At 42.1% G+C, this 23,549-nt stretch carries 24 protein-coding genes; 1 reads left to right on the top strand and 23 read right to left on the bottom strand.

Annotated elements, in window-relative coordinates; all coding sequences use genetic code 11:
* Nucleotides 1–51: 51 nt before the first annotated feature.
* The 15 genes from DV740_RS10065 to DV740_RS10000 all read right to left on the bottom strand — a co-directional run bounded on the left by DV740_RS10065 (nt 52) and on the right by DV740_RS10000 (nt 12,515).
* A complete protein-coding gene (locus DV740_RS10065; RefSeq protein ID WP_022242880.1) occupies nt 52–471 on the bottom strand; it encodes an HIT family protein in 420 nt (139 codons plus the stop codon).
* Nucleotides 472–486: 15 nt separating this feature from the next.
* Nucleotides 487–1,479 carry an SCP2 sterol-binding domain-containing protein gene (locus DV740_RS10060; protein ID WP_118088017.1) on the bottom strand — a complete coding sequence of 331 codons (993 nt, stop codon included), beginning with the start codon at nt 1,477–1,479 and terminating at the stop codon, nt 487–489.
* 79 nt (nt 1,480–1,558) lie between these two features.
* On the bottom strand, nt 1,559–2,659 hold the full coding sequence (locus DV740_RS15080; protein WP_242994291.1) for a rhomboid family intramembrane serine protease: 1,101 nt from the start codon (nt 2,657–2,659) through the stop codon (nt 1,559–1,561).
* Between the two features lie 87 nt (nt 2,660–2,746).
* Nucleotides 2,747–3,979 carry a DUF6382 domain-containing protein gene (locus DV740_RS10050; protein ID WP_117698111.1) on the bottom strand — a complete coding sequence of 411 codons (1,233 nt, stop codon included), beginning with the start codon at nt 3,977–3,979 and terminating at the stop codon, nt 2,747–2,749.
* Nucleotides 3,963–4,097, bottom strand: coding sequence for a hypothetical protein (locus DV740_RS15200; RefSeq protein WP_256385589.1), 135 nt, complete (start codon nt 4,095–4,097; stop codon nt 3,963–3,965). The genes DV740_RS10050 and DV740_RS15200 overlap by 17 nt, the downstream gene beginning before the upstream one ends.
* Nucleotides 4,098–4,162: 65 nt before the next feature.
* On the bottom strand, nt 4,163–4,579 hold the full coding sequence (locus DV740_RS10045; RefSeq protein WP_118057607.1) for a prepilin peptidase: 417 nt from the start codon (nt 4,577–4,579) through the stop codon (nt 4,163–4,165).
* Nucleotides 4,580–4,684: 105 nt separating this feature from the next.
* Nucleotides 4,685–5,431 (bottom strand): TadE family protein, encoded by a 747-nt coding sequence (locus DV740_RS10040; protein WP_118088016.1) that lies wholly within the window; start codon nt 5,429–5,431, stop codon nt 4,685–4,687.
* 158 nt (nt 5,432–5,589) lie between these two features.
* Nucleotides 5,590–7,032, bottom strand: coding sequence for a DUF5702 domain-containing protein (locus DV740_RS10035; protein WP_118088015.1), 1,443 nt, complete (start codon nt 7,030–7,032; stop codon nt 5,590–5,592).
* A 36-nt stretch (nt 7,033–7,068) separates the two neighbouring features.
* Nucleotides 7,069–7,293, bottom strand: a complete 225-nt coding sequence (locus tag DV740_RS10030) for a Flp1 family type IVb pilin (protein WP_022242873.1) — start codon at nt 7,291–7,293, stop codon at nt 7,069–7,071.
* 112 nt (nt 7,294–7,405) lie between these two features.
* A complete protein-coding gene (locus tag DV740_RS10025) occupies nt 7,406–8,617 on the bottom strand; it encodes a type II secretion system F family protein (RefSeq protein WP_118088014.1) in 1,212 nt (403 codons plus the stop codon).
* Nucleotides 8,611–9,126 (bottom strand): type II secretion system F family protein, encoded by a 516-nt coding sequence (locus tag DV740_RS10020; protein ID WP_022242871.1) that lies wholly within the window; start codon nt 9,124–9,126, stop codon nt 8,611–8,613. The genes DV740_RS10025 and DV740_RS10020 overlap by 7 nt, the downstream gene beginning before the upstream one ends.
* A gap of 208 nt (nt 9,127–9,334) precedes the next feature.
* Nucleotides 9,335–10,561 (bottom strand): CpaF family protein, encoded by a 1,227-nt coding sequence (locus DV740_RS10015; RefSeq protein ID WP_118088013.1) that lies wholly within the window; start codon nt 10,559–10,561, stop codon nt 9,335–9,337.
* Between the two features lie 78 nt (nt 10,562–10,639).
* Nucleotides 10,640–11,641, bottom strand: a complete 1,002-nt coding sequence (locus DV740_RS10010) for a hypothetical protein (RefSeq protein ID WP_117698787.1) — start codon at nt 11,639–11,641, stop codon at nt 10,640–10,642.
* Nucleotides 11,641–12,186: an A24 family peptidase gene (locus DV740_RS10005; RefSeq protein ID WP_158552112.1), complete on the bottom strand. Its 546-nt coding sequence runs from the start codon at nt 12,184–12,186 to the stop codon at nt 11,641–11,643. The genes DV740_RS10010 and DV740_RS10005 overlap by 1 nt, the downstream gene beginning before the upstream one ends.
* Nucleotides 12,187–12,242: 56 nt before the next feature.
* Entirely contained in the window at nt 12,243–12,515 is a 273-nt protein-coding gene (locus DV740_RS10000) for a pro-sigmaK processing inhibitor BofA family protein (RefSeq protein WP_117698791.1), read from the bottom strand.
* Nucleotides 12,516–12,668: 153 nt separating this feature from the next.
* Between DV740_RS10000 and DV740_RS09995 the strand changes: the two genes are divergently transcribed.
* Nucleotides 12,669–12,923, top strand: a complete 255-nt coding sequence (locus DV740_RS09995) for a YaaL family protein (protein WP_227700759.1) — start codon at nt 12,669–12,671, stop codon at nt 12,921–12,923.
* On the opposite strand, the gene DV740_RS09990 is transcribed toward DV740_RS09995, so the two are convergent.
* From DV740_RS09990 to DV740_RS09955, 8 genes are all read right to left on the bottom strand, one after another.
* Nucleotides 12,887–13,363: a flagellar export chaperone FliS gene (locus DV740_RS09990; RefSeq protein ID WP_118088012.1), complete on the bottom strand. Its 477-nt coding sequence runs from the start codon at nt 13,361–13,363 to the stop codon at nt 12,887–12,889. The genes DV740_RS09995 and DV740_RS09990 overlap by 37 nt on opposite strands.
* A gap of 15 nt (nt 13,364–13,378) precedes the next feature.
* Nucleotides 13,379–14,767: a flagellin N-terminal helical domain-containing protein gene (locus DV740_RS09985; protein ID WP_117841879.1), complete on the bottom strand. Its 1,389-nt coding sequence runs from the start codon at nt 14,765–14,767 to the stop codon at nt 13,379–13,381.
* 81 nt (nt 14,768–14,848) lie between these two features.
* The gene (locus DV740_RS09980; protein ID WP_118088011.1) at nt 14,849–17,950 is read right to left on the bottom strand and encodes a DUF6240 domain-containing protein; all 3,102 of its coding nucleotides are present in this window, start codon (nt 17,948–17,950) and stop codon (nt 14,849–14,851) included.
* Between the two features lie 175 nt (nt 17,951–18,125).
* A complete protein-coding gene (locus DV740_RS09975) occupies nt 18,126–18,458 on the bottom strand; it encodes a hypothetical protein (RefSeq protein ID WP_118088010.1) in 333 nt (110 codons plus the stop codon).
* Nucleotides 18,459–18,504: 46 nt separating this feature from the next.
* The gene (locus DV740_RS09970; RefSeq protein WP_118088009.1) at nt 18,505–19,005 is read right to left on the bottom strand and encodes a PTS sugar transporter subunit IIA; all 501 of its coding nucleotides are present in this window, start codon (nt 19,003–19,005) and stop codon (nt 18,505–18,507) included.
* Between the two features lie 88 nt (nt 19,006–19,093).
* Complete coding sequence (locus DV740_RS09965; protein WP_147342280.1) at nt 19,094–19,951, bottom strand: MurR/RpiR family transcriptional regulator; 858 nt, start codon at nt 19,949–19,951, stop codon at nt 19,094–19,096.
* A gap of 135 nt (nt 19,952–20,086) precedes the next feature.
* The gene (locus tag DV740_RS09960; protein ID WP_118088007.1) at nt 20,087–21,466 is read right to left on the bottom strand and encodes a PTS transporter subunit EIIC; all 1,380 of its coding nucleotides are present in this window, start codon (nt 21,464–21,466) and stop codon (nt 20,087–20,089) included.
* 38 nt (nt 21,467–21,504) lie between these two features.
* On the bottom strand, nt 21,505–23,394 hold the full coding sequence (locus tag DV740_RS09955; protein WP_199534948.1) for an oxidoreductase: 1,890 nt from the start codon (nt 23,392–23,394) through the stop codon (nt 21,505–21,507).
* Nucleotides 23,395–23,549: the final 155 nt, after the last annotated feature.

The raw sequence follows: 23,549 nt of genomic DNA, 5'->3' as shown, positions 1-23,549 counted from the left end.
AGGTGTAAAGTCCTGATTCTATATAAGACTTTACACCTTTATTTTTTCTTTTTATTTTACTTTTATCATATCCAGAATTTCTTTCATTTCATCATCAGAAAGCTCTAATGGAGTATATTTTAAAATATCATCATTCTTGTCTCCCTTGTATCTTGGAATCAGATGCATATGGAAATGAAATACTGTCTGTCCTGCAGTCTCTTCATTGTTCTGAAGTAAATTGAATCCATCACAGTTTAATTTTTCTTTCATATGAACTGCCATTTTCTTAGCAAGCTTCATTGCTTTTGCTGCTACTTCCTCATCCATTTCATAAAGATTTGCAAAGTGGTCTTTGGGAATAATTAAGGAATGTCCCTTTGTTGCAGGATTGGCATCCATAATGACACGGAATGTATCATCCTCATATACGGTATTTGTCGGAATATCGCCTGCTGCCAGTTTACAAAAAATACAATTATCGTCTTTCATGGTTACTCCTTCTTTCTATTCAAAAATAAAAATCTGATCTAAGGTACGCAGTGTCTTAAAGTTTCCTTTTGCCGTCATCTCACCGGTCATAAATGCTCTCTGGAATGTCATTCTGCCAGCTAAAATATTATTCATGACTTCTCCCGTAAGTTTCGCATATACATCTACATTTTCCTGTTGTCCATAATAGCAGTTTAACTCTTCTCCTGCTACTTCGACTACCAATGGTTTCTTTTTCTCTTCAATTATAAAGAGATAGTTCGCCGTGAAATCCCCCTGTGGCACAAAATGGCTTTCTAATTCTGTAATATATTCTGTCTGCGTGTCATTCTGCTGTACACTTAACTTATCCTTAAACATGGACGCTAATTCTTCAATATCTTCTTTCTGTTTCTTTACATAAGAATCATCTGCCACGTACTGTGATAACTGCTCACTCTCCTGTGGTGTTAAATCCATCTGCTGTGTCCGCAGGATGGTTCTGGTTACCGCCTGATTAGAAGTCGGCAGACTCTTCTGTTTCTGAGAAATTGTACGATAAAGATTTTCTGCTTTTTTCTCAATAATCAGGGAATAGTCATGATTCATTTCAAAGCTTACCAGATCATCTACATAGCCACACATTCCACTGCACGGCAGACCGCCTAAAATTTCCCATGCATTGGACAATGTCAGTTCCCCTTCACGTTCTCCATACGTGGTTGACATAACAATTGGCTGCATATAGGTTGTCTTAATCTTTTCCTTGTCTCCGTAAAGCCAGCAGGAATCCAAAAACTGCTGCATATAACCACCGATTCCAAGCCACTCTACTGTCGTTGCCAGAATGATTCCATCTGCATCCTTTAAGGTCTGTGGCAACGTAGAGATGCTATTCTTGTGCTCGTATATATTATATCGTTCCACACTGACACGAAGCTCTTTTAAAACTTCTTCCATTTTCCCGATTACATATAAAGTAGGATCATCCAGAAGTCCTCTACCACCGTAATATATATTTACTTTCATTTCTGCCTCCGTATCTTAAGTTTTTCATCTTACTTCATTCAATCATATATCAACAGTATATAAATTTTCCGGAATAAAATCAATCCTTTCTGCGATATAGAAGCAGTGACAGGAAAAATCCGCCAATCAGTCCGCCTACATGACACCAGTTGTCCACTCCGGTACTGGTAAATCCATAATATAGGCTCAATGCAATCATAATTACAATTCCTCTGATATTCAGTTCTTCTACCCTTCCTCTGTTGGCAATTATTACCCAGAGTAAAGCTCCAAATACACCAAAAATGGCACCTGAGGCACCTGCTGACACCGTCAGGGTTCCTTTGCCCTGTGTTACCAGAAGTGAAAGCAGATTACCGCACAATCCTGCGCCAAAATAAATGATAAGATAGCGCCACTTTCCTATCAGACGTTCCAGTCTGTCTCCAGTCCAGAATAATACAATCATATTATTTGCAAGATGTGCCAGTCCAAAATGTAAAAACATGGCCGTAAACAGTCTCCACCATTCTCCCTGTCCAAATACATCCGGCAGAAATACTGCTCCATGTTGTTCCATAAAAGCTGCAGATTCCGTATCGCCAAGTACGCTCAATGACAGAAATACTATGATATTTATCAAAACAATGCCGGCGTTACACCAGGACGGATACTGCTTTATCCTCTGCCACAAAGTAAGATCTCGCTTCTTTTCTGTTCTACGGTAATTATCCGTCTGTGCATACCCCTGTGAAACATAACCTCTTTGCCTTCCACCACCGGATATCTGTTCCTGTAATGCATCTCTTAATCCATAGAAATCTCCCGGCTGGTTTTCAAAAATCATAAGCTGCCCTGTCTGCTCATTAATAAGCCAGACATTCCGACAGCTGCCACCGAGCATACGTGCCTGTCCTATATCATCTGCAACCAGTAACGTCAGTAACTCCACCTGATAGATTGCCATATTCTGTTCACAGCCCGGAATCCTTCCTTCCGGATGAAGAAACAGCTCCTGCAGTTTTTTCTGAATTGCCTGCAATTTTTCTGTTTCCAGTACAAATCCCGGATGCATAAAGATTCCAGCAACCACCTGTGCCCTTCCTTCTGTAAATCTATAGTATACCCCAACCTCTTCCGGCGACACTTTGATAAAGGAATATCCCCGCTCTTTTAAACATGCATCTATTTTCTGAATCAATATAACTTATCCTTCTTCCAGTCTTTTATGAATCTGACAATAACACTTTCAAAAGGCACTGTCAACGAAGGAAATATAACCTTTTTCTTAAAGAAATGTAAACCTCTCACGTCCCAGCTGAATCACATCATTCATGCATAACTGCTCCTTCTCCCGGTATGCCAGCATTTTCCCATTGAGCCATGTTCCGTTCATGGAATTTAAATCTTCCACATAATAATCCTCTTTCTCTCTGGTAATGCGGGCATGCATGCGGCTGACTCCCTGTATACATACATTTCCATCTGCCTGCTCACTGCTTCCTATGATAAAAGGGAAATACTCCATCCGGATATTCGAAATATCCTCTTTTCCATCATAACGCAGAACTCCTTCCGGAGCCCGCTCCGTTCCAAGATAAACGGTCGGATTTTCCTCCTGCATTTCTTTGTAATCCATAGGTGTACACACGATTGGTTCCTCCTCCTTCTCATGATTTATCTTTCCTGTTAAGAATGCCGGAATCCGGCTGATTGCAGCAATGCATTCCTGCAATTTTTCTTCCATTGCCATATTCCAGCCACGGCTTTGAGCATCCTTCTTATAATATTCATCATCCTTTTCAATTGTATCTATCTCATATTTTTTCCAATACCCCTTCTTTTTCTTTGCAGTTGGCTTTTCCTCCACAGCTGCATCTTTCTTTTCCTGCTCCCATGGCATAATGCCCTTCTGCAATGCCTCTACCTTTTTAGATGAAACAGATTTCTGTCGGACCGGTACATAATCCTCTACATCCTGCTGCCGGTACTGATATAATATCCTTAGGATTTCACCCAAAGAAAATCCTTCTTCTGTTGATTTCTGATATGCCTCATAAGATGCAAGAACCATCTGTTCATCTTCATGATTAATCTTTGCCAGAAGATACTCCATCAGCTTTCGGAATCCTTCTGTAACAGGTTCCTGTCTGCCGGGGCAATAGGTGAAGTAGAACTTCTTGGTTCCATTCTCAAGATAAATACTCTCCGGGTCTAATAGAATTCCCTCTTCCTCCAAAAGATATGGCCGGATTTCCTGACAGATTCCCAATAAAGTTTCTAACATTTTTGCAAACATATCTATGGCAAAATCACTGCTCTCCAAAACATGATCCAAAGAACGTTTTCCGGTAATTTCATATCGAAACTGTGTCTCCCCTTCTGAAACTACCGGTTCAAACTGCAATAAATTATGAATATGATTCTGTCGGCACATATGAATCTGATATCCGGAATACGCGGGATCTGATGTAATAAACATATAACTCTGATTCAGATTTCTCTTATAACATATCTCCAATATAAATTTCCTCCATACATTCTATTTTGTTCTTGCTGCTTTCTTCCGCTGCCACCTTTACCCTGTCATGCAGTTCGTAGCTGACTACAATCAGGGTACAGAATATTGCCAATATCATTGGCACTATAACTGCTGCCTCTATGGTATAAGAAGCCGGCAGATAACATTTCTTTTTCCATTGTCTTATAAAATCAACAGAATAAGATATGCCGCCAGCAGAAACGGAATAAAAGGAATGGTGTCTTTTCGTCTTTTTCTGTGCATGAACAGCAATACCAGTGCATACAAAGAGGACAGGAAAAGTCCTGTCAGAAGTAGACGCATGGTATTGATTCCTCCAATGTAAATTCCCGCTACACAAAGTACCAGTCCATCGCCAATTCCAATAATTCCACCAGACACCAATGACAGAATAATAACTGCTGCCCCGACGGCAATCCCTCCTAACATGCTGTATAATGACTGGTTTCTCTGCCAGAGATGCAGCAAAATCCCACCAATGCCAAAACACAATACTCTTATGCTTTGTATTTCTTTTTTTCGGATATCTTCGATGGAACATATCCCCAACATTCCAAGTACAGAACATATTGTCATCATCCCCTTATCTCCTTGTTATTCGTTATTTTCTATCTGCTACTTACTGCTTATAACCTGCTATCTGCCGTTTCTTTCTTCTCATATTTTTCTGATACATTTATTTCCTCAGGAAGCTTTTCTCTTTTCACATTTTCCACAGGGCGAATGATTTCCCGCTTCTTCCAGCAAAATACGGTATACGGTACGCTTTAACCCACTGCAGGAAAGACTATTGTGCACTGCCTCTCCATATTCTGTTACAAATACTGTTTTGGTATCTTTCTTTCCTATGCGGCATTTTTCGCAATCTTTATATTTCGCTCCGGAATCATTCCGTAATCCGGATACCGTCTCTTCCGGCACCGCCAGAATGCTCAAATCCAAATAGGTACAGTCCGAAAACCAGTGATAGGATTTCCCTGTCTCTGTAATATAGACATAAGTTCCATCTTCATTTCCACTGCCTGTATAACCAATCCATTTATGCACTTTTGCCCGCTGATCCATGTCATAAGAAAATAGTCCCAATAACTGCAATGGATTTTCAATCCGATAAGATACACATAAATCAATATCATTTCCCATTAATTCAGAACGCCAAAAAGAGAACCCCTTTTCTTCCCCTTCCACATAAATTACCGGTGCTTTCAGTTCTTCTAATTTTCTTTGAAACAGGATTTTTGCTTCTGCAATTGGCACAACAGATTCCAGCCCGCTTTCATGTGTCATATGTGCATGAATGGCACTTTTTCTGGCGGCATATTGCAAGGCATATTCCACATCCTGCTGTAATTCCAATACCCGGAAAAGAAAGATTACCGATAGTATACAGATTACAAACAGTGGCAATGCGATAGCTGCTTCTATTGTCATAGACGCCGTTGTGGAGGCACATAAAGGTGTCTCTTTTCTGTTTGTAGAATTGCTATACAATAGATTTGTATTATCTGGGTTAGAGAGAGTTTTTTTATATTGATTTTTTATTTGAATTCTGAGAAGAGACACCTTTATGCACCCCCTTTCTTCTTTTGTTAATAAACATAGGAAAATGAATTTTTTTCCTGAAAATGATAATCTCCTTTGAAGCTTTCGCCACTTCCAAACCACCCGAAGAACAATGATTTTGACAGATAACTGCACTGTATTTCCATACTACCAATCATGCAGTCCATCCGAAAATTCTCCCGGTCCGGCAGCAGCCTGACATTCTGCTCCATCAGATTCATTGCCCGATAGGTAAGCTTCTCCTGTCCGGTAAGATATAATAAAATTCTTAAATAATCCCCATAACTTAAACCACTTTCACTGGTCTTACTTTTCTCTTCTTTTGCAAAGGATTCCGACAATGCTCCAACGTCTAATGTCCACTCGGCCTTTCCTTTTAAAAAAGGAACCTTGCCACCCTTTAAAAGCGTTTTTACATCTTTTATGCTTTCTGAAAATGCCCATGCCACAAGAATTCCTTCTTCTACCACCTTGACTACCGCCGGATTAGCTGTCCAGCCCGCAGTTACAAGCGCTATGGTATTCGCCAATGCCGTTTTCTCGGCATCCCCTTTCAAATAAATATAGTTTGCCACCTCACGAATCGCCAGCATGCGTTCTGCAACGCCAGCAAGGTTTGCCACATCAGAATCTTTCCCTGCAATGAGATATTCCATCTCATATTGCAACACTTCCGACTCACTCTGATTTCGGTAATCACTAAACTGCTTCAGTAAATATTCCCGGAAGAAAAGTCCCGTTGTCATATCCTCCTGCTGTGCCTGCCCATTTCCTGTAAAACAGGTTCTCTTTGCAATATCATCGGATAAATCAATGGTCTGTGTCGATACCGCTGATACATCTTCTACCACCAGTGACAGGATACTTTTATTCTTAAGTTCTTTTACATAATCCAGTGGATTCTCATTCTTCTGATTTGCGGCATTCCGTTTTGTGTTTCTTTCCAGCCCACTCTGTGTATCGGTCTCCTGAATAGCAGCTTCGAACTTCTTCTCGATGTCTTTATTGTCTTCCGTCAGTTCCTTTGCTTCTGTTGCCTTTTCATATAATTTTTCAATGGCCGCAATTCCCATGGTACGCTTTACATAATCTGCTGCCTGCCTTCGAAATTCAGTTCCCGCATCATCGGTTGCCATCGTATAATTCGTAATATAGCAGTTCTCTAACTGCATCTCATAAAGATTGGTATATGACATTTTTAAGAATCCCGGCTTCGCCTTAAGGTTCTCTTCTCCAAGTTCCTGCAATGACTGTTCCAGACTACTAAGTTCCGGCTCTCCTTTCCTGCCTGCCTCCAGGAAATAGAGATGATACTGCTCAAAAAGCGCGGTATCATACTCTGCCATTTTGGATTCCAGCAAAAGTTCCGTTTCCATTTTGCTCTGCGCCTCTAATCCATAGAGGCGTGCAGATTCCAGCAGAGTAAATACCAGACTTAAAATCATCGTCAATGCAAGGCTTAAGAACAATGTAATACTCCCTTTTTCCCTTGTTCTTTCCATTTTCTACAAAGAACCGGTCCGCTGGGTAATTGTCGAAAAGATACTGTTTAAAAGAACCGTCAGTTTTGATTTAAAAATAACAATCAGTCCAATCAGAACCACCAGAATCAGAACCACTTCCACAACACCTACCCCATCTTCCTCTTTTAAAAACCGGGTCAGACTTCCTTTTATTCTTTTTACAACGTTCATTGGATTTGTCCGTTTTACATTTACTACACCTTTCATGTTCCTTCCTCCTTTATTTACCTATTGTTTTAGTTACATATTGTTTTAGTTACCTGTTATCTGCTTACAGCCGAAACCTGCCACTGACAGCTTCTTACGGCTGCCTGGTAACTTATATGTGCATGGTCATACATGCAGGCACAACAAGAATGACCATAATCACCACCATCATCATTAGCATAGGAAACAATAATTTTGTTCCTGCTTCCTCTCCCAGTCGCTGCGCCATAGTCTTTCGCTGGGAAAATGCATCCTCTGATTCTTTTGCAAGAATTCTGCCGATTCCTACCGTTCCCTTCTTGAGATTCTGTGTCAGAATAGATGCAAACCTGCGATAGGATGCCAGTCCGCATCGTTCTCCAAACCGCTCATATGCCAGGCTTTCCCCCATTCCATCCTCTAATTCTCTTCTGGTAAGCAGCATTTCCTCGTAACCGGCACGTTTTGGCAGTCTTTGTTCCTTCCGTTTACTCTCATATGTATCTGTCAGCTTCTTCCACGCCTGACGCAATGACATACCGGCTTCTAATAATAATCCCAATCGACTAACCATTTCCGGATAATCTTTTACCAATTCCTCTTCCCAACGTTTTTTTGCATCCTGCTGTTCCTTTTTCCCACTCCATAGAATCACTACTGCTGCAAATATCCCCAGGAAGAGAAAAATAACCAACGGCTTCTCGGTTTCTTCTTCCCAGCGAAGTGCTACACCATCCATATTCTGTGGCAGCTCCACTTCTTTTTCTTCTGCATTTTGATTGTAAAGATATTGTTCTATCTTTTTCCCCAGATTGGTTTCATTCTGATTTTCTGAAGGATAAAGACAGATAGGAAAGGAATACTCTGCCTGATTTTTTCCATTCGATAAAATTGCGGTAGCATTCACCACCTGTCCCGGCAAAAGATTTTCTTCCTCTATATTTCCCTGTAAATCAATCCAGATATCCGGTTCCAGCTTCCATTCCACAGAAATGAGACCATTTTTAACACGTTCGCATAAAACCACCTGTCCACTGACATGGTCTGCCTGCTGCCCGTTTCGAAATACTTCTTCTGCTTCTTTTTCTGCCTCCGGCAATAACTCTTTCCATTCCTCTGCTGTTAAAGTGCGTTCCTGCAGATTTAATACAATCTGCCCTTTTTCCCCACTATCTTCTTCTATATAATTTAAGGATTCCTGATAGTCTCCTTCCCCCGGTTCATTTCTTATTAAACGGTTCTCCTTAAAATGAGAGTCCTGCTTTTGCATCCACTCCGCTGCAATTCCCAGTAAAACTGCTGCCAAAAGTACCAGAATTGCCAGCTTTTTCTTTTGCTTTAACATATACTTTCTCCAATACGTCTTACGATTTTCTCTGACCAAAGATATGCCAGTCCATAGAGAATAAGACACCCTGTCATAATCAGCACCCCCGCCACATTCCCATACAATGCTTCCAAAAAGCTTCCCGATGTCACATTGACAAATGCCAGTATAAATAAGGGAATTACATTCATTACCTTCTGTTCCATCTTCCTTGCTGTCAATGCTGTCTCTATGGTTTCCTGCAATTCCATCCGGTCTGCCATCTGCCGAACTGTATTTCCCATAATTGCAGTAAAATCCCCGCCGCTCCGCTTGGCATAAGAAAAAATTCCCGCAAACTGCTCTACATCCTCTATCCGGCTCCGCTCTGCAAAATCCTCTAACAGCTGCTCCAATGGCACATTACAGTCCATTTGGTGTATCATCTGGCGCATTTCCACCGCCATATCACTTTCCATGCCATACTGCTGTATCACATCTTTTTTTGCTTCCCGCCACGCATTTTCAATGGAATATCCTGCCCGCATTGCTCCTGCTGCCGATAGCAGTGCATCCTTAAACTGAAGCTTTAAATCATTCTGGCGCTGTATCTTAGCAGAATTCCTTTTGTTTCGAAGAAATACTGGACATAAACCAAATCCTGCAAGAATTGCCAGAGTGGACTGATAAAACAGCCAGCCTATCAGAATATCCAGCAGCAGAAATTCTCCAACATATAATAAAAACTGTCTTTTCTTAAAATGATATTGACGATAATCCGGCAGCCTGTAATTTTTCCTGATAGAGAAGTTCTCCTTTCTTCTCCCAGATTCCGCCGATGCTTCCCTGTTCTTTTTTCTCCCGGAACCGGAAGAGCTCGTGTAAACATACCTTGCCATTTTCTACCCCCTTCACTTCCACAACCTGCAGCAATTTTCTGCTGCCATCCCGAATTCTGCCAAGTTGTATGATAATATCAATGGCCGATGCTATCTGACTCTGGATTGCTGCCAGCGGCATATCCATTCCCATCAGCACCATCGTCTCAAGGCGGCTTACCATATCCATTGCCGAATTGGCATGTCCGGTACTCAGGCTGCCGGAGTGTCCGGTATTCATTGCCTGCAGGACATCCAGTGCTTCTGCCCCACGGCATTCCCCGACGATAATCCGGTTTGGGCGCATACGAAGTGCACTTTTTATCAAATCCCGGATGGTAATCTCCTCTGCTCCCGGAAGCTTGATATCCCGGCTCTCCAGACGCACCAGATTGGGTAGCCCAAGCAGCTGCAGCTCCGCTGAGTCCTCAATGGTAACCACACGTTCTTCCTTTGGAATAAATTCCGACAAAGCATTTAGAAATGTAGTCTTACCGCTTCCTGTTCCTCCTGATACAAAAATGTTATAGCCGGCACACACCAGATGCTTTAAAAAATCTGCCACTTCCCTTGAAATAGAACCCCATTCTATCAGTGTCTGCATCCGGACAGGCTCTTTGGGAAAACGGCGGATGGACAACGCTGTTCCATCTATGGCAATAGGTTTTAAGACAATATTTACCCGGGAGCCATCCGGCAGTCTGGTATCTACAATAGGATGTAATTCATTTACCATACGGTTACTGCCTCCTGCAATCTGCTGTATGACATCCTGAAGCTTTTCTTCTGATGTAAAGTGTTTATCCCACTGATAAAGCCTCCCTGCCTTTTCATAAAAGATTCCTTTGGTCCCATTTACCATAATTTCTGTAATGTCAGCATCCTCAATAAGCTCCTGCAAAATATCCAGCCTCCGCAGGGAATGAAAGATTTCCCGAATCATATTCTGCCGCATGGAAATACTCATAGGCATTCTATGGCTGTCTTCTTCCAAAGTCTTTTGCACCAGTTCTAAGATTTCTTCATCTTCCATGGTTCTTGAAATGTCCATCCGTTCCATTACCTGATGCTTCAAGCGTTCCTTTAAATTCTCCTTTGTCTCCATCTGAATGCCTTTCCCCCATACATCTTCTTACTCATTTACTTATGTACTTTCTTATCCATTTCCTTATCTACTTCTTTCCTAAGGCATTTCTTTTTCATTGTCTTCTTCTCTTTCTATTTCCTGTGCTATCCACTCTTTGAAATAGCCTGCTGCTGCAACCGGATTACCGGAATTTTCATATCTTTCACCTGTCTGCAATCGTTCCGGAATCTTTATAATCTGAATCTTTCCTTTTACTTCCTGTGACATAAGCTGTTGCTCTACCGTATCCATTCCATATTCCTGCTTTAAAAATGCATACACCCTGTCACACTCTTCGATAATTCTTCCCGTATCAGCAAGCTCCGGCTGTATCTCTAATATCACATAATCAAAGGACAATTCCTGCCAGATAATTTCTAAAAGCCTGTGATAATCCTGTGCTTTTACTTCACCCAATAAAACTGCCTGTTCTACCGGAACCATAATGCCAAGTTCACCCACAGTAGTAATTCCGCTCATCACACTGGCACCCCCATTGGTACTTCCAAGCCGGAGGGATAGCAGAACATCGGATAAATTATGGCTTTCTTCCATTTCCGGCAGCTTCATGCCGCAATATCCTCTGGTATTAATGTATAAAACCTTTCCCTTCTCTGCCAAAACCTGTGCCACAGCCAGTCCTGCCAATAAAGACAGCCCGTCATACCAGGGTGACAGCAGTCCTATGGTATGACCCTTCCTGCTTCCCCGCAGACAGATTTCCGTTGGATGCTCCGCCAGTAATGCATACATTTCCTGCAGGATGACATTGGCAGACTGATACTTATAAATATGTGGCAGTGCTGCCTCTCTTGCTCCCAGCCGCTCTTCTGCCAGACATACCATTTCTTCCTTTAAAGGAAGGCTTTCCGCTTCTTTTAATATTCCTGAATTAATCAGCCAGATATCTCTTTTTTCTCCATTTAAATCTGCCTCCACACTGTTCCAGTCTGTATATACTTCCGCCTTTGCCACATTTCCTGTCTCCAGCAGATATTCTGCCAGTTTATTTCCATAGGCACTGTCCGCATCGCAGATTGCAATTGATATCTGATTCATTACACCACCCCCAATGTCAGTAAATAGCCGCCCAGTACCGCCGGTGCCAGATGCATGCAGGAATCATCCATACCGGACTGCTCCCGATAAGGCACCCACTGTTTTCTCACCAGACTGCTCTGCATATAAGTTCTAAAATACAATATACGCTGTATTAATGTTCCCTGCCTTATCAGCCGGAACAATCCGTATACTGCTGCCAAACATAAGGAAAAAATAATTGTGTGAAGCACAATAGAATAATCTGTCATGCAGGAGAGTGCCATAAAAAGCTTAATGTCTCCGGCTCCCATTGCATGCATCAAGAATAATAAATAGAATAGAATCACGGGAATTAACATCATTACTGTTACCAGTATAATTCCCTTTTCTCCTTCTCCCCGGATATGTGCTGCATATCCTGTCATCACCCCCATGCCCGTCAGCCAGTTCGGTATTTTTGACTTCCATAAGTCAAAGCAAACTGCCAGTCCAAGCATAATTATCACTAGTATTGTTATAATTCCTTCCCCCTTCGCTGTAATCGCATTATACGATGTCCCCATGACCTTGTACATGTCGAATTGGGAAAGTTTTTTCTTTCGTCACATTCCACAAAATATTACATCAGACGATATGCCATAATTCCATAAAGCAGGGTAAATCCTCCTGCTCCCAGCAGTCCCACCGTTGTAAGGCTCCATGGATTCAGTCCCACCATAACGTCTATGCCATTCTTCGAAAGCAGCTGGTTGCAAAAGACAATTGCCACCGCTCCTGCTGCCATCCGGACAACAAAATTTAAGACAAGGTCTGCCCTCTGTTTTAAGATTCCGATAAACAAAACCAGCAGACAAATGCCTATAATCACCATAATTCCTGTTTCTTTACTCATTACACTGCTTAAAATCCTTTTCAAGTATCCATTTCCTTACCATTAACATATTTTTCTGCAAAAAAAATATTCCTTTTTTTGTATAGATTGGATTTTTCTGATTATACTTAGTAAAAAGAGGATTTATTTTCCATAAAGAAAGTGGGGATCGTATTGTTTGGAATTGTAAAAAACACACCTGCGCCGGATGCCGGCTACCGCTTACTTTTAGATGATTTAAACCGGACAAAGAATGATTTGGACTTCGCATATGCGAATTTTCAGAATGTTGTAGAACCGGATCTGATTGATGCCTATATTTATGAAGTAAATGCCATGCAGCTGAAATATAAATTTCTGCTACGCCGCTTAAAACAAAAAACAGAGGATTCTTACGCGAAGAATCCTCTGGAAGTATCTGACTCCTGAAAATTTTCATTTAATTGTTCTTTTCCATACGTCATACCCGCATATACCTGCTGGGTATTGTGCATTAAGGGTTCTGAGGTATCCTGCTTTGCGACCTCGCAGAAGGCCTGATACAAACCGCTCAGAACTCTTTTTGCATGGGCGATGCCGTCACCGCTCTGTTGATACATACTACACATCAGCTCCCTTCTGCAATAGGAATAAAGCGGATAGAGCTGTGTGGAAAGTTCATATTGAAAATTCAATGCCGCCTGAAGTTCTCCAATCACTGCATCAGCTTTCCGGACGTCTTCTTTGTATACATCAAAATCTTTTTCGTTCAGATTTTTTTCTGCTTCATCAAGATAAGAAAAGCAGATATCATATAAAACCACTACCAGTTCACTGCGGTTACTCTGGGTAATCCTTCTGGTAAAGTCCTGCTTCGTTCTACTATCCATGACAGTCTCCTTTGATTACTGAAGTAACTGTAATACCTGCTGTGGAATGTCATTTGCCTGGGACAATACGGAAATTGCTGCCTGGGACAATACATTCTGCTGTGTATAATTGGTCATTTCCTCTGCCATATCTACATCTGAAATACGGGAAAGTGCAGATGTCATATCCTCGCTGGTCTCATCAAGACTTCCTACAGTAGAATCCAGACGGTTCTCACAGGCTCCAATGGCAGAACGTACGGAAGATACTCTTGCCAGTGCATTATCTAATGCAACGATTGCCCGGTCTGCTCCGGTTACAGTTGTTACATCTAAATCATCCAGATATAAGGTCTCGGTATCAATCTCCGGAATATCTACTTTAATGGTCTGGTTTTCATTGGCTCCTACCTGAAGATCCATGGTTCCAATGTCGGTCACTTCTAATTTAGCAGTACTTCCTGCGGCAAGTCCGCTCTTGGTAAGAAAAGACATTTCAAATCCATCACGGTCTGTAATAGTTACTTTATTGCCATCGACTGCTGCAGTTGCAGTGGTTGAAAATCCGCTTCCTGCAGCATGAATATCTACCTCAGCATTGGTTCCGTAAGATACTGCCGGTGTCATGGAATTAAATCCAAGCTGTGCTGCCAACGCAGCATCGCTGATTGTGATTTCTACTTTGCCTGTCTCGCCATATGCAGTGGATTCAAAGGAAAGCTTACCGCCATCTGCTTTTACGGTAGTCTCGCCTAACTCACCGGCTGTTCTGATTTTCTCAAAGACCTGCTCATAGGTATCGGTTGCTTCTATTTCTACGGATGAACTGTTAATTTTCATTTTACCGGACGCTCCGATTGTTGCTGTCATATCATTAAATGCAACGGTATCTGCATCCTTCTTTGCAGTCTCAGCTGCCTGATTGATGGTTACGGTATAATCTGCTGCGGTTACATTACTGGATACTGCCATTCTTGTAGCGTTAGTTCCATATACTCTTCGCTGGATGCTGCCATCCAGTAAGGATTTGGTATTGAACTCGGTATCCTTGCTGACACGGTTAATTTCTTTCTTTAATTCTTCTACTTCCTGCTGAATTGCTTTCTTATCATCCGGTGTATTGGAATCACTGGCTGCCTGTACCGAAAGCTCACGCATTCTCTGTATCAGGGAAGTCACTTCATTTAAGGCTCCATCGGTTGTCTGTAATACGGAAATACCATCAGACGCATTCTGGGATGCCTGGTCAAGTCCTTCAATCTGTAAATTTAATTTATTGGAAATTGCCATACCTGCCGGATTATCTTTGGAATGATTAATCTTTAATCCGGAGGACAGACGCTCCATTGCCTCGGTTACTTTATTTTCTGTACGCAATAACTGTTTATTTGTAATTACCGCTGACATGTTATGGTTTACTTTCATTTATCTTAATTCCTTTCTTCCATTCATGCCCGCATCCTTGCGGTCTATTGACGTTCCATGTCTTATGTATTGTATATCGGACTACCTTTCTAAGGACTTAACCGCTTTTAGGAAACTTTCTGCCATTCCATAAAGCGTCTTTGTCTGGATTTCCATATCCGAAGGATTTTTTTCTTCCGGCTTGTCTGGATTTTTAGAAAAAGCTTCTGTGTTGTGACGGATTCCGTCTTTCTTTATTTCTCCGGTCATATAGCTGATGCTGACTTCCTGTCCCGGCTCCTGTGCAAAAAGATTTTCCCACTCTTTCGCATAGCTTTCAAATAATGCCGTTGTCTCTTTGGATTCTGCTGCAATATAACCGGAAATCTTTTCCTTGCCGGCACGAAGCTGCGCTGCCACTCTTCCCAACCGGTCTGTCTCAAAAACAATATCCACCAGACCTTTCTTTTCTTCACCACGGACAATCTTAAGTGAAACGTTACAGGTCTCGCCCTGTACCAGCACCGGAACTGCATATTCTTCTTTCTTTGCTGCCGCACTTCCCAATGCAATCTGGGTATGCATCATTTTCAGTTCCTGCAAATCAAGGCTTGTAAGATTATCCTCCGACATCATCATGGTCTTCATGACATTCTCTGCGGTATCTGCCAGCTTCCGCTGAGCCTCTGCCATTTCCTTCGGTGTCTTAACTGCCTCTGCAAAATCAGAAAATATTTTTTCTTTGATATTTTCCAGTTCCTCTGACAGATTTTCGCTCCGGTCTGCCATCTTAAACAGACGGTTAAATACCTGATTCCGGTTATTCATATAATCTGCCGCTGCAAGCACCCGGTTGACGGTTGCCGGCATATCAAGCTGTTCTAACCACTCATAGACTTCCTGTGGTGCCGCCGCTGCCCGGGACAGTTCCTGTACCTGTTCCCTCCGGTAAGCTGCCTCTGTTTCCTCTTCCTGCTCCACTTCTTTCATGGCATCTGCAAGTTCTTCCGGTGTCATGGAAAGCCATTTTTCATCTTCCATAAATGGTGCAATCTTCTCCGGTACCAGTCCATCTTTCACATCAGAAAGCCTATTCTTCTGGTACGCTCCCTCAATCTGTTCCGTAATGGAAATGCCGGCTCCTTCTTTGGTCTGTACGCCTCCAAAATCATCATCTACCTGATAATCCATGGCACTATGCTTTGCGGAACGAACCTGGGTCAGAAGTCCACGCAATGTAATATCTCCGCCCTGCTGCAGCAAGGCTCCGATTGCTGCGCCGTCTGTCTTTTCTACCTGACGGATTAGCCGGTATACACCGATATAAGCACTTCGTTCTTCTTCGCTGATTTCCTTATTCTGCTCTAATTTATAAAGGTATTTACTGAATTTTTCCTCTTCGGTAATGCCCTGTTCTTCCTGAATCTGCTCAGATACGGTATTTATCTCTTCAAAGCTCATATCCAGTGGATTCATGCCTTCTTTTATCATGGTACGAACAACTGCCGGTTTTAAATGGTCAAATGCCCGCTGCACTTCTTCATCCGCAGCTTTCATTTCCGCAATATTTTCCGGTGTCAGCTCCATCTGGTTATAAGCTAAGATTCTGACGGCACGCTGATTTCCATAGCTTGTTTCCAGGTCTAAATCCTTTAAAATATCATCCACATTGCGGAATGCCTTGGAAATGGAATCTCCCATGTCCTGACGTGGTGCTGTCATCATGGTCTCATATCGTTCCCCTGCCTTTTCAAAGGTATCCTTTAAGGCAGCTCCATCTTCATAAAGACTCTGCAATGTTGTTTCATCTACCGGATGGATTCCAAGGGCATATGCCGGCATCGCTTTTAATGCTTCAGATGTGTCCATGACATTCCGGAACAATGCCACATCGGCTTCCTTTGGTGCAATGCCATCCCCGGAAAGGAGTCTGCTGTAATATTCATTTTCCTGTGTTTTCAGTTCTTCCACCAGCTGGGACAATTCCATGGTATCAATGGAAATTCCTTTTTTCAGTAAAGAAAGGTTCGCTTCACTGGTCATTTTCAGTCTGGTTTCCTCTAACTGTCTTCTTGCAGTCAGAAGGTCTAAGCCGCTTTTCGTATAAGCTGTTTTATCCGCTGCCGCTGAAACTTTTGTGTCCTTGTTCTTTATCTCATCCGCAGCTTTTTTCAGATTCTCAATAGTAAGCGGTTCTCCGGAATTTACCACATAGGCAAGTTCCTCATCCGTTACATTGGTAATGACGTCCAATGCATCCTGCGCCTGATCCTTGAAATCATTTCCGGAAAGTACGACATCCTGCGGACGGATTCCATCGGAAATTGCCTCTGCCGATACCGCTACAATTTCTTCCTCACCAAGCGGAAGCTGTAACTGCTGCAATGTGGATAACTTCTCTAAATTCTCTGCAGTCAGTGGAATACCATTTTCAATGAGCCATCTGCCATCTGCCATATTCTGCTCATTGACATCCATACCGCTTTCGGATATTACGGCTTCTATCTGCTGCTTTAACGCATCATAATCAAGGTCTGTCATCTGCTGCATTCCGGCATAGGTTGCACTCCCGGAAAATTCTGCTTTATATAAATTTGCAGTGGTAACCGGCAACTCATTATCCAGCATATATTTCATGCTTCCTTCATCCGGTGTATGAAGTTCTTCCATCATATTGGCAGTCTCTGTAATATCTTTTACATTATTCTCCGTCACCGGGATATTTACGGTATTCAGGGCTGATTCTATATGCTGTGCCATTGCAGTGCTTCCTGCCATCGCTTCAATCTGGGCATCACTGAGTCCGTCCCCGAAATAGCTGATGTCCTCTCCTGATTTTGCCAGACGCATCTTCATCTTATCGGTCTCGGTTACTACCGTTGGAATCTCGGTATCTGTCAGGGAAAATCCATCCTCTTCCATTGCTTTTACATCTTTTCCCGTAGTATGGTCTGATGCAAAAAGCATCTCATTTTTCATCTGGGTTGCGTCCAGATTGGATGCCTGCTCCTTAATCTTCTCTAAGGCATTTTCCTCTTTTTCCGGCTTGCCATAAGTCGGCTGCTCTAACAGACGATCTGCCTTTCTGTCTTTTTCTATTCTTACAATGGATGCATCTTTCTTTGTATCTGCAACATTTTCCTGTCTGGCAGCTCCTATCATTACAACATTTGCATCTGTTTTCTGATTCTGTTCTATCCGCATGAAGTTCCTCCATTTTCACGGTCTTATCAAATGTCCTGCTATTTTATTATGTCGGCTGATTGAGCGAAAAACTTAAGTAGGCAGTGAAAAACCAGATAGCCTTTTCTTATGAAAGAACTATCTGGTTTCATACACTTTTTATTTTATTACTATTTTTCTATAAATTACTTTTGATTTACAGCTCTTCCGGCTTTGACAAATCCGAAAGGCTCATCTCCTGAGATGGCTTCTCCGGTGCTTCGCCATTTCCCGGTGCGCCACCCATTCCCTGACGGCTGATGGTTGTATCATCCGTTACGGTTATGGTCTTTTCTTCTCCGCTCAGTGTATGCGTTCCGTCATCGGAACTGTATGTTCCAACCTCTATCGTAATGGAATCATCACTGACGCTACTGACCTCGCCATATAAGTTATCGCTTTCCTCTGCCTCCGTAGAAACCTCCGTGTCGGTTGCTGTATTGTTTCCGCATCCGCTTAAAGTTGAAAAACTAAGTACAAGTCCTAACATTATAATATGTGAAGTTTCTGTGTTTTTTAATTACAAATTTCCAATCTTAAAATTCTACGATTACAGTCTCGCTCTGTACTGCATCCATTCCGGTATGAAGCTTCATATCCGGGTACTCATCTCCGTTGGTAAATACCAGAATGCAGGTTTTCTCATATCCCTGGGCTTTGATTTTCTCCGGGTCAAATTCTAAGAGCTTGTCTCCCGCTTTTACTTTCTGTCCCTGTTTTACAAAGTAGCGGAAACCATCGCCCTGCATATTTACGGTATCGATTCCTTCATGAATCAGGACTTCTGCTCCGTTTGATAAGGTTAATCCAACCGCATGTCTGGAATCATCCATTAATAAAGATACTGTTGCGGCACATGGAGCGGTAACAATATTTCCTTCCGGCTCAATTGCCAGTCCATCACCTAACGCCTTTGAGGAAAATACCTCATCCTTTACTTCTTCAATCGGAATTACTTTTCCCGACAGATATGCTTTCAGAACCGGTGTCTGGTTCTCTTCTGCAGAATTTTCTTTATTTTTAAAAATGGAAAACATCTCTATTTCCCGCCTTTCTTTTCTTTTTTCACTTCTATGCTGCCAAGCCTGGTTGGTTTACATAACTATAGACAACATCCTCGTCTTTCTACTGCTCTTTGCTTTCTTTTATGAAATACGCCTTTTCCTTTGTCTCCTTTTCATTGCTTTCATAATCAAGCTGATACAAAAATGAAAACATGCAATCCAATATAAAATGGAATGCGCTATATACCGCAAACGTATCTATTTTCTCTTCATAAGAGCCCTGCTCCTGGATGTCCACCAGGATGACTTCCTGACACATTTTCGCCACGGAGCTGTCTGGAGTTGCCGTAATTCCTACGCTGTACCGTTTATTCTTTTTCAGAAGCTTTAAGCTTTCTACCACATCCCGGTTTTCACCAGACTGGGAAATTGCAAGATTGACGGTGTGCTCCGTTGCTGTCAGCGCATAGCCCGGCAGGAAACAGGAACTCATCGTCAAGTTTACTATTTTACCAAAACGCAGCATTTTCTGTTGAAATTCCAGTGCTACTGTGGCAGATGTACCCACACTGAAAACATTAATCATATCAGCTCTGCTCATCCGCTGTACAATGCGGTGCAGCTGGTTATAATCAAATCCAGACACTGTTTTTCTTATAGTCTCCTTATTTAATTTTGCAAGTTTCCTTGCTATCTGTTCAAAAGAGTCATTCCCTGAAAAAGGATAGTTTGCATCTACTACGCCCTGATTTGCAAATGCTTCATATTCTGAATAAAACAGAATCTGAAATTTTTTATATCCATCCAGTCCCAGCTTTCTACAAAATCTTGTAATAGTAGACGGCGACGAAAAAGTCGCACGTGCCAAGGACTGAATGGACATATTCTTTACATCAAACCCATTTTTCATCAAATAAGCCGCAATACTTTTTTCAACATCTGTAAAGTCTGCCTGCTTCATCAGTTTTTCTATAATCATAGCACTTCCCTTTCTTCCGGCAGCCTTTGCCAAATAATTTTACATTTATTTTAGCAGAGAATCCACCGGAAAAAAAGGGAAGATATTGTAAATTACCAGGAATATGCTTTGCGGGTTCCCCGCATCAATTATATTCTAGTCATATTCTTTTACTTTACCGCTCTTAAGCAGGAATGCTGTAATTCCGAATCCCAAAACAATGGATACGATAATTCCTACGCAGTACATTGGGAAATTGACACATCCAAACCAGCCACTGAAAGCAAGCAGTCCTGAAAAGGAGAAGTTTGTTGCTGCAACACCGCCGATTCCAAGAACTAATCCTGCTGCTGCACCGGAAACAATCATTGTTCCAAGCAACCATTTGCTTCTTAAAATGATACCGTAAAGTCCAGGCTCTGTAATACCGCAAAGTGCATTGGTAAATGCTGCTGAACCTGCAGTTGTCTTGTCTCCTGCATTTTTTGCAAATACTGCCACTGCAAGGCAGATTCCAAGTGCTGCGTAGTTACCCATTCCACCTGCTGCCAGCGCCGGCTCAAAGCCCTGCTCTGCCATAATTCCAAGGAGAATCGGAGTAACTGCCCAGTGCATACCAAGAAGGATTACCAAGGAGAATAATCCACCAAATACAATGCCTACAAGAATCTTGCTTGCGCTTACTACACCGTATACGGCATTAATTCCGTTTGCAACAAGTCCGCCCAGCGGTCCAAATACAAGAATGCTAAGTGGAACAAATACAATCAAACATAAGAATGGAACAAGGATAAACTGCACTACCTGTGGCAAAATCTTTTTCAGCCATTTTTCAAAATAACTCATGCAGAATATTGCCAGTAAAATCGGGATAAAGGAACCGCTGAAATTATATGCGGTAAAGTTAATTCCCAATAAGGAAGCTTTCTCACCGGTTACCAGAAGGTCTGCTACGCCAGGATACATAATGGATGCACCCAGTGTTACGGCTACATAAGGATTACATTTAAAATGCTTTCCTGCTGTAAATGCCAACAGAATCGGGAAGAAATAAATCAGCGAATAAAAAATAGAATAAAAGGTCTGGTAAGTAAGACCTGTGCTGTCTACTACGCCAAAGTTTGCCAGTAATCCAATTAATCCGGATGCGATACCACCGGTTGCCAGAATCGGAATATACGGTGCATATACATCGGACATCATTTTTGTAAATCTGTCTAAAAGTCCGACTTTCTTCTTCCCTTCATCCACAGCTTCTGCTGGATTTTCTGCTTTTAATTTGGATTTCAGTGCCGGAACTTCTGCAAGCTGTGCATAAACATCACCTACATTTGGTCCGATTAATACCTGATAATATCCGGAGCCGATTAAGGTTCCCAGTACACCTTTTACTTTCTTTAAGGAAGCCTGATCAAATTTTGCTCCATCCTTTAATGTAAAACGGAGTCTTGTTGCACAGTGAATACAACTTTCAATATTATCTGTGCCACCCACGCCGGCGATAACCGCCTGAATTAATTCTGAGTAGTCTTTCATTCGTATTACCCCTTTCTTTTGTGTAATTCACATTTTTCTTATATATTTAATCCTGCTGCAAACCCTTCAAAATTTGCATTCATAATGTTCGATGGACTGATACAGTCCCCAATTGCTATGGTATCTTTACAAATTCCGTAAAATGCTTCTACAAGCTTTTTCTGTGCCGAAAGTCCGGTAGAAAGAATCAGGTTGTCATAGGAAATACTCTTCTCTTCTCCCTTTTCATCCTTATAAACAACAACATCTTCTTCGATTCTGCTGCAACCGCATTTTAACAGGCTGTGAAGATTCTCATACTGCAAAAACTTTTGACGTAATGCTTCCCGGTATAAAGAGTTGGCATTTGCTGCCAGTGTATCGGTCAGTTCCAGAATGGAAACATTCTTTCCCTGCTCGGCAAGTTCCAATCCTATCTCGCATCCAATACTTCCTCCACCGAGGATTACTATCTCCTGTCCTAGCTGTTCCGGATATGCAATTGCTTTTGTTGCAAGCTGTACCTTGGAACCGTCAATTCCCGGAATCGGAAGAATCCTCTCTACGGCACCAAGGGCAACTATCAATGAATCCGGCTGAAGCTCTTTTATAGACTCCGGTGTTGCTTCTGTGTTCAGACGAACCTCTATCTTTCTTTTTGCCATCTGAGTCCGATAGTAATTTAACAGCCGCTTAATTTCTTCCTTGTGTGCTTCCTTTTCAATGAAACGAAGCATGCCGCCCAGTTCACTTTCCTTTTCCAGTAATGTAACCTGATGTCCCCGGTCATATGCTGTCATAGCAGCTTTCATGCCTGCCGGTCCTCCGCCAACGATTACCACATGCTTTTTCTCTTTTACTTCCGGCAAATCCAGTCCCGATGGAACAAATTCCTCATTATGATATCTTGGATTTACGGAGCAGCCTACATTCCAGTGGTCTGTGGAAATGTGATAACAGTTGGAGCATCTGAGACACGGAACAATGTCTTCCGGATGCCCCTCCAATGCTTTCTTCGGCCAGTATGGATCAGCCAGAAGTGTTCTTCCAAATGCCACCATATCCACATAACCCTTTGCAATAATTTCATCTGCCATTTCCGGCGTCATAACGGCGCTGACCACAGAAACCGGAATCTTAAGCTCCTGTTTTGCAATTTTTGCCCATTTGAGATTCGGCATTTCTTCTTCCAGATTGGTTGTGATGCAATGCACATTTGCTTCAAACACTTTATCAATTCCAGATGAAATCTGAACGGTATCCACATACTGCTCTGCCTGCTTCAGGAAGTACATCACATCCTCAAAGCTTATGGAATCTTCAATCCATTCATAGGCACTGACACGCATATCAATCGGATAATCTTTTCCAACTGCTTTCCGGACGGTTTCTAATATCCGAAGTGGAAAACGGCTGCGGTTTTCGATGCTTCCGCCGTAGGAATCTGTCCGGTGATTGTAATGTGGGGAAAGGAACTGTGCCGGAAGCCAGCCATGTCCGAAGTGAAGAAAAATGGAATCGAAACCAATTTTTCTTGCACTTGCTGCGGTCTCGGCATACCACTGCAACGTTTCTTCCATCAACGCTTCATCCATTTCCTTTACTTCCACTCCATCCGGGCGGATAAATCCAGACGGTCCTTTCGCATAATCCACCGTTCTTGCATCCTGTCCTGCGTGAAAGATTTCGATAGAAGCTTTCGCTCCGCCTTTGTGAATCTTCAACACTTTCTTTCTGGTGGCTTCTCTTTCATACTTGGCAAATGGATACGGTTCTTCCGGACTTGCAAAACTGGAACGTCCCGGTTCTACTATTGCATGTCCCGCAATTACAAGTGCTGCACCGCCCAATGCTTTTTCTTCAAAATCATCACCTGTCGGTGTTGCCACAATTCTATTTTTTAATATCATTCCATTAATAGAAATTGGCTGAAATAAATGATTATACACGTTCTTCTCCTTTCTGCTGTATTTTATTTACCTTCATCTTAAGGCACTTAAACCGCAGAAACAAGCCACTGAAAACAACTGGAAAATATTTTTCACAATCTCTATTTTTCATCATTTATTTATGAAATTTATTATCTTTTTATAATTTAGGGCTT

This window comes from Roseburia sp. AF02-12 (assembly GCF_003461765.1).
Taxonomy (GTDB): Bacteria; Bacillota; Clostridia; order Lachnospirales; family Lachnospiraceae; genus Roseburia_C; species Roseburia_C amylophila.
This window is presented reverse-complemented; position numbering and strand designations above follow the sequence as displayed.

Coding starts and splice junctions, on each gene's coding strand:
- DV740_RS09975 (WP_118088010.1), bottom strand. CDS start 18,458: ATGTTAGGACTTGTACTTAGTTTTTCAACTTTAAGCGGATGCGGAAAC.
- DV740_RS09985 (WP_117841879.1), bottom strand. CDS start 14,767: ATGAAAGTAAACCATAACATGTCAGCGGTAATTACAAATAAACAGTTA.
- DV740_RS10030 (WP_022242873.1), bottom strand. CDS start 7,293: ATGAAAGGTGTAGTAAATGTAAAACGGACAAATCCAATGAACGTTGTA.
- DV740_RS09990 (WP_118088012.1), bottom strand. CDS start 13,363: ATGGATAGTAGAACGAAGCAGGACTTTACCAGAAGGATTACCCAGAGT.
- DV740_RS10005 (WP_158552112.1), bottom strand. CDS start 12,186: ATGGGGACATCGTATAATGCGATTACAGCGAAGGGGGAAGGAATTATA.
- DV740_RS15200 (WP_256385589.1), bottom strand. CDS start 4,097: ATGATATTGGCAATATTCTGTACCCTGATTGTAGTCAGCTACGAACTG.
- DV740_RS10015 (WP_118088013.1), bottom strand. CDS start 10,561: ATGGAGACAAAGGAGAATTTAAAGGAACGCTTGAAGCATCAGGTAATG.
- DV740_RS10000 (WP_117698791.1), bottom strand. CDS start 12,515: ATGAGTAAAGAAACAGGAATTATGGTGATTATAGGCATTTGTCTGCTG.
- DV740_RS09980 (WP_118088011.1), bottom strand. CDS start 17,950: ATGCGGATAGAACAGAATCAGAAAACAGATGCAAATGTTGTAATGATA.
- DV740_RS10045 (WP_118057607.1), bottom strand. CDS start 4,579: ATGATGACAATATGTTCTGTACTTGGAATGTTGGGGATATGTTCCATC.
- DV740_RS10025 (WP_118088014.1), bottom strand. CDS start 8,617: ATGTTAAAGCAAAAGAAAAAGCTGGCAATTCTGGTACTTTTGGCAGCA.
- DV740_RS09965 (WP_147342280.1), bottom strand. CDS start 19,951: ATGATTATAGAAAAACTGATGAAGCAGGCAGACTTTACAGATGTTGAA.
- DV740_RS09960 (WP_118088007.1), bottom strand. CDS start 21,466: ATGAAAGACTACTCAGAATTAATTCAGGCGGTTATCGCCGGCGTGGGT.
- DV740_RS09970 (WP_118088009.1), bottom strand. CDS start 19,005: ATGTTTTCCATTTTTAAAAATAAAGAAAATTCTGCAGAAGAGAACCAG.
- DV740_RS10065 (WP_022242880.1), bottom strand. CDS start 471: ATGAAAGACGATAATTGTATTTTTTGTAAACTGGCAGCAGGCGATATT.
- DV740_RS10060 (WP_118088017.1), bottom strand. CDS start 1,479: ATGAAAGTAAATATATATTACGGTGGTAGAGGACTTCTGGATGATCCT.
- DV740_RS10010 (WP_117698787.1), bottom strand. CDS start 11,641: ATGAATCAGATATCAATTGCAATCTGCGATGCGGACAGTGCCTATGGA.
- DV740_RS10020 (WP_022242871.1), bottom strand. CDS start 9,126: ATGCGGGCAGGATATTCCATTGAAAATGCGTGGCGGGAAGCAAAAAAA.
- DV740_RS10040 (WP_118088016.1), bottom strand. CDS start 5,431: ATGACAATAGAAGCAGCTATCGCATTGCCACTGTTTGTAATCTGTATA.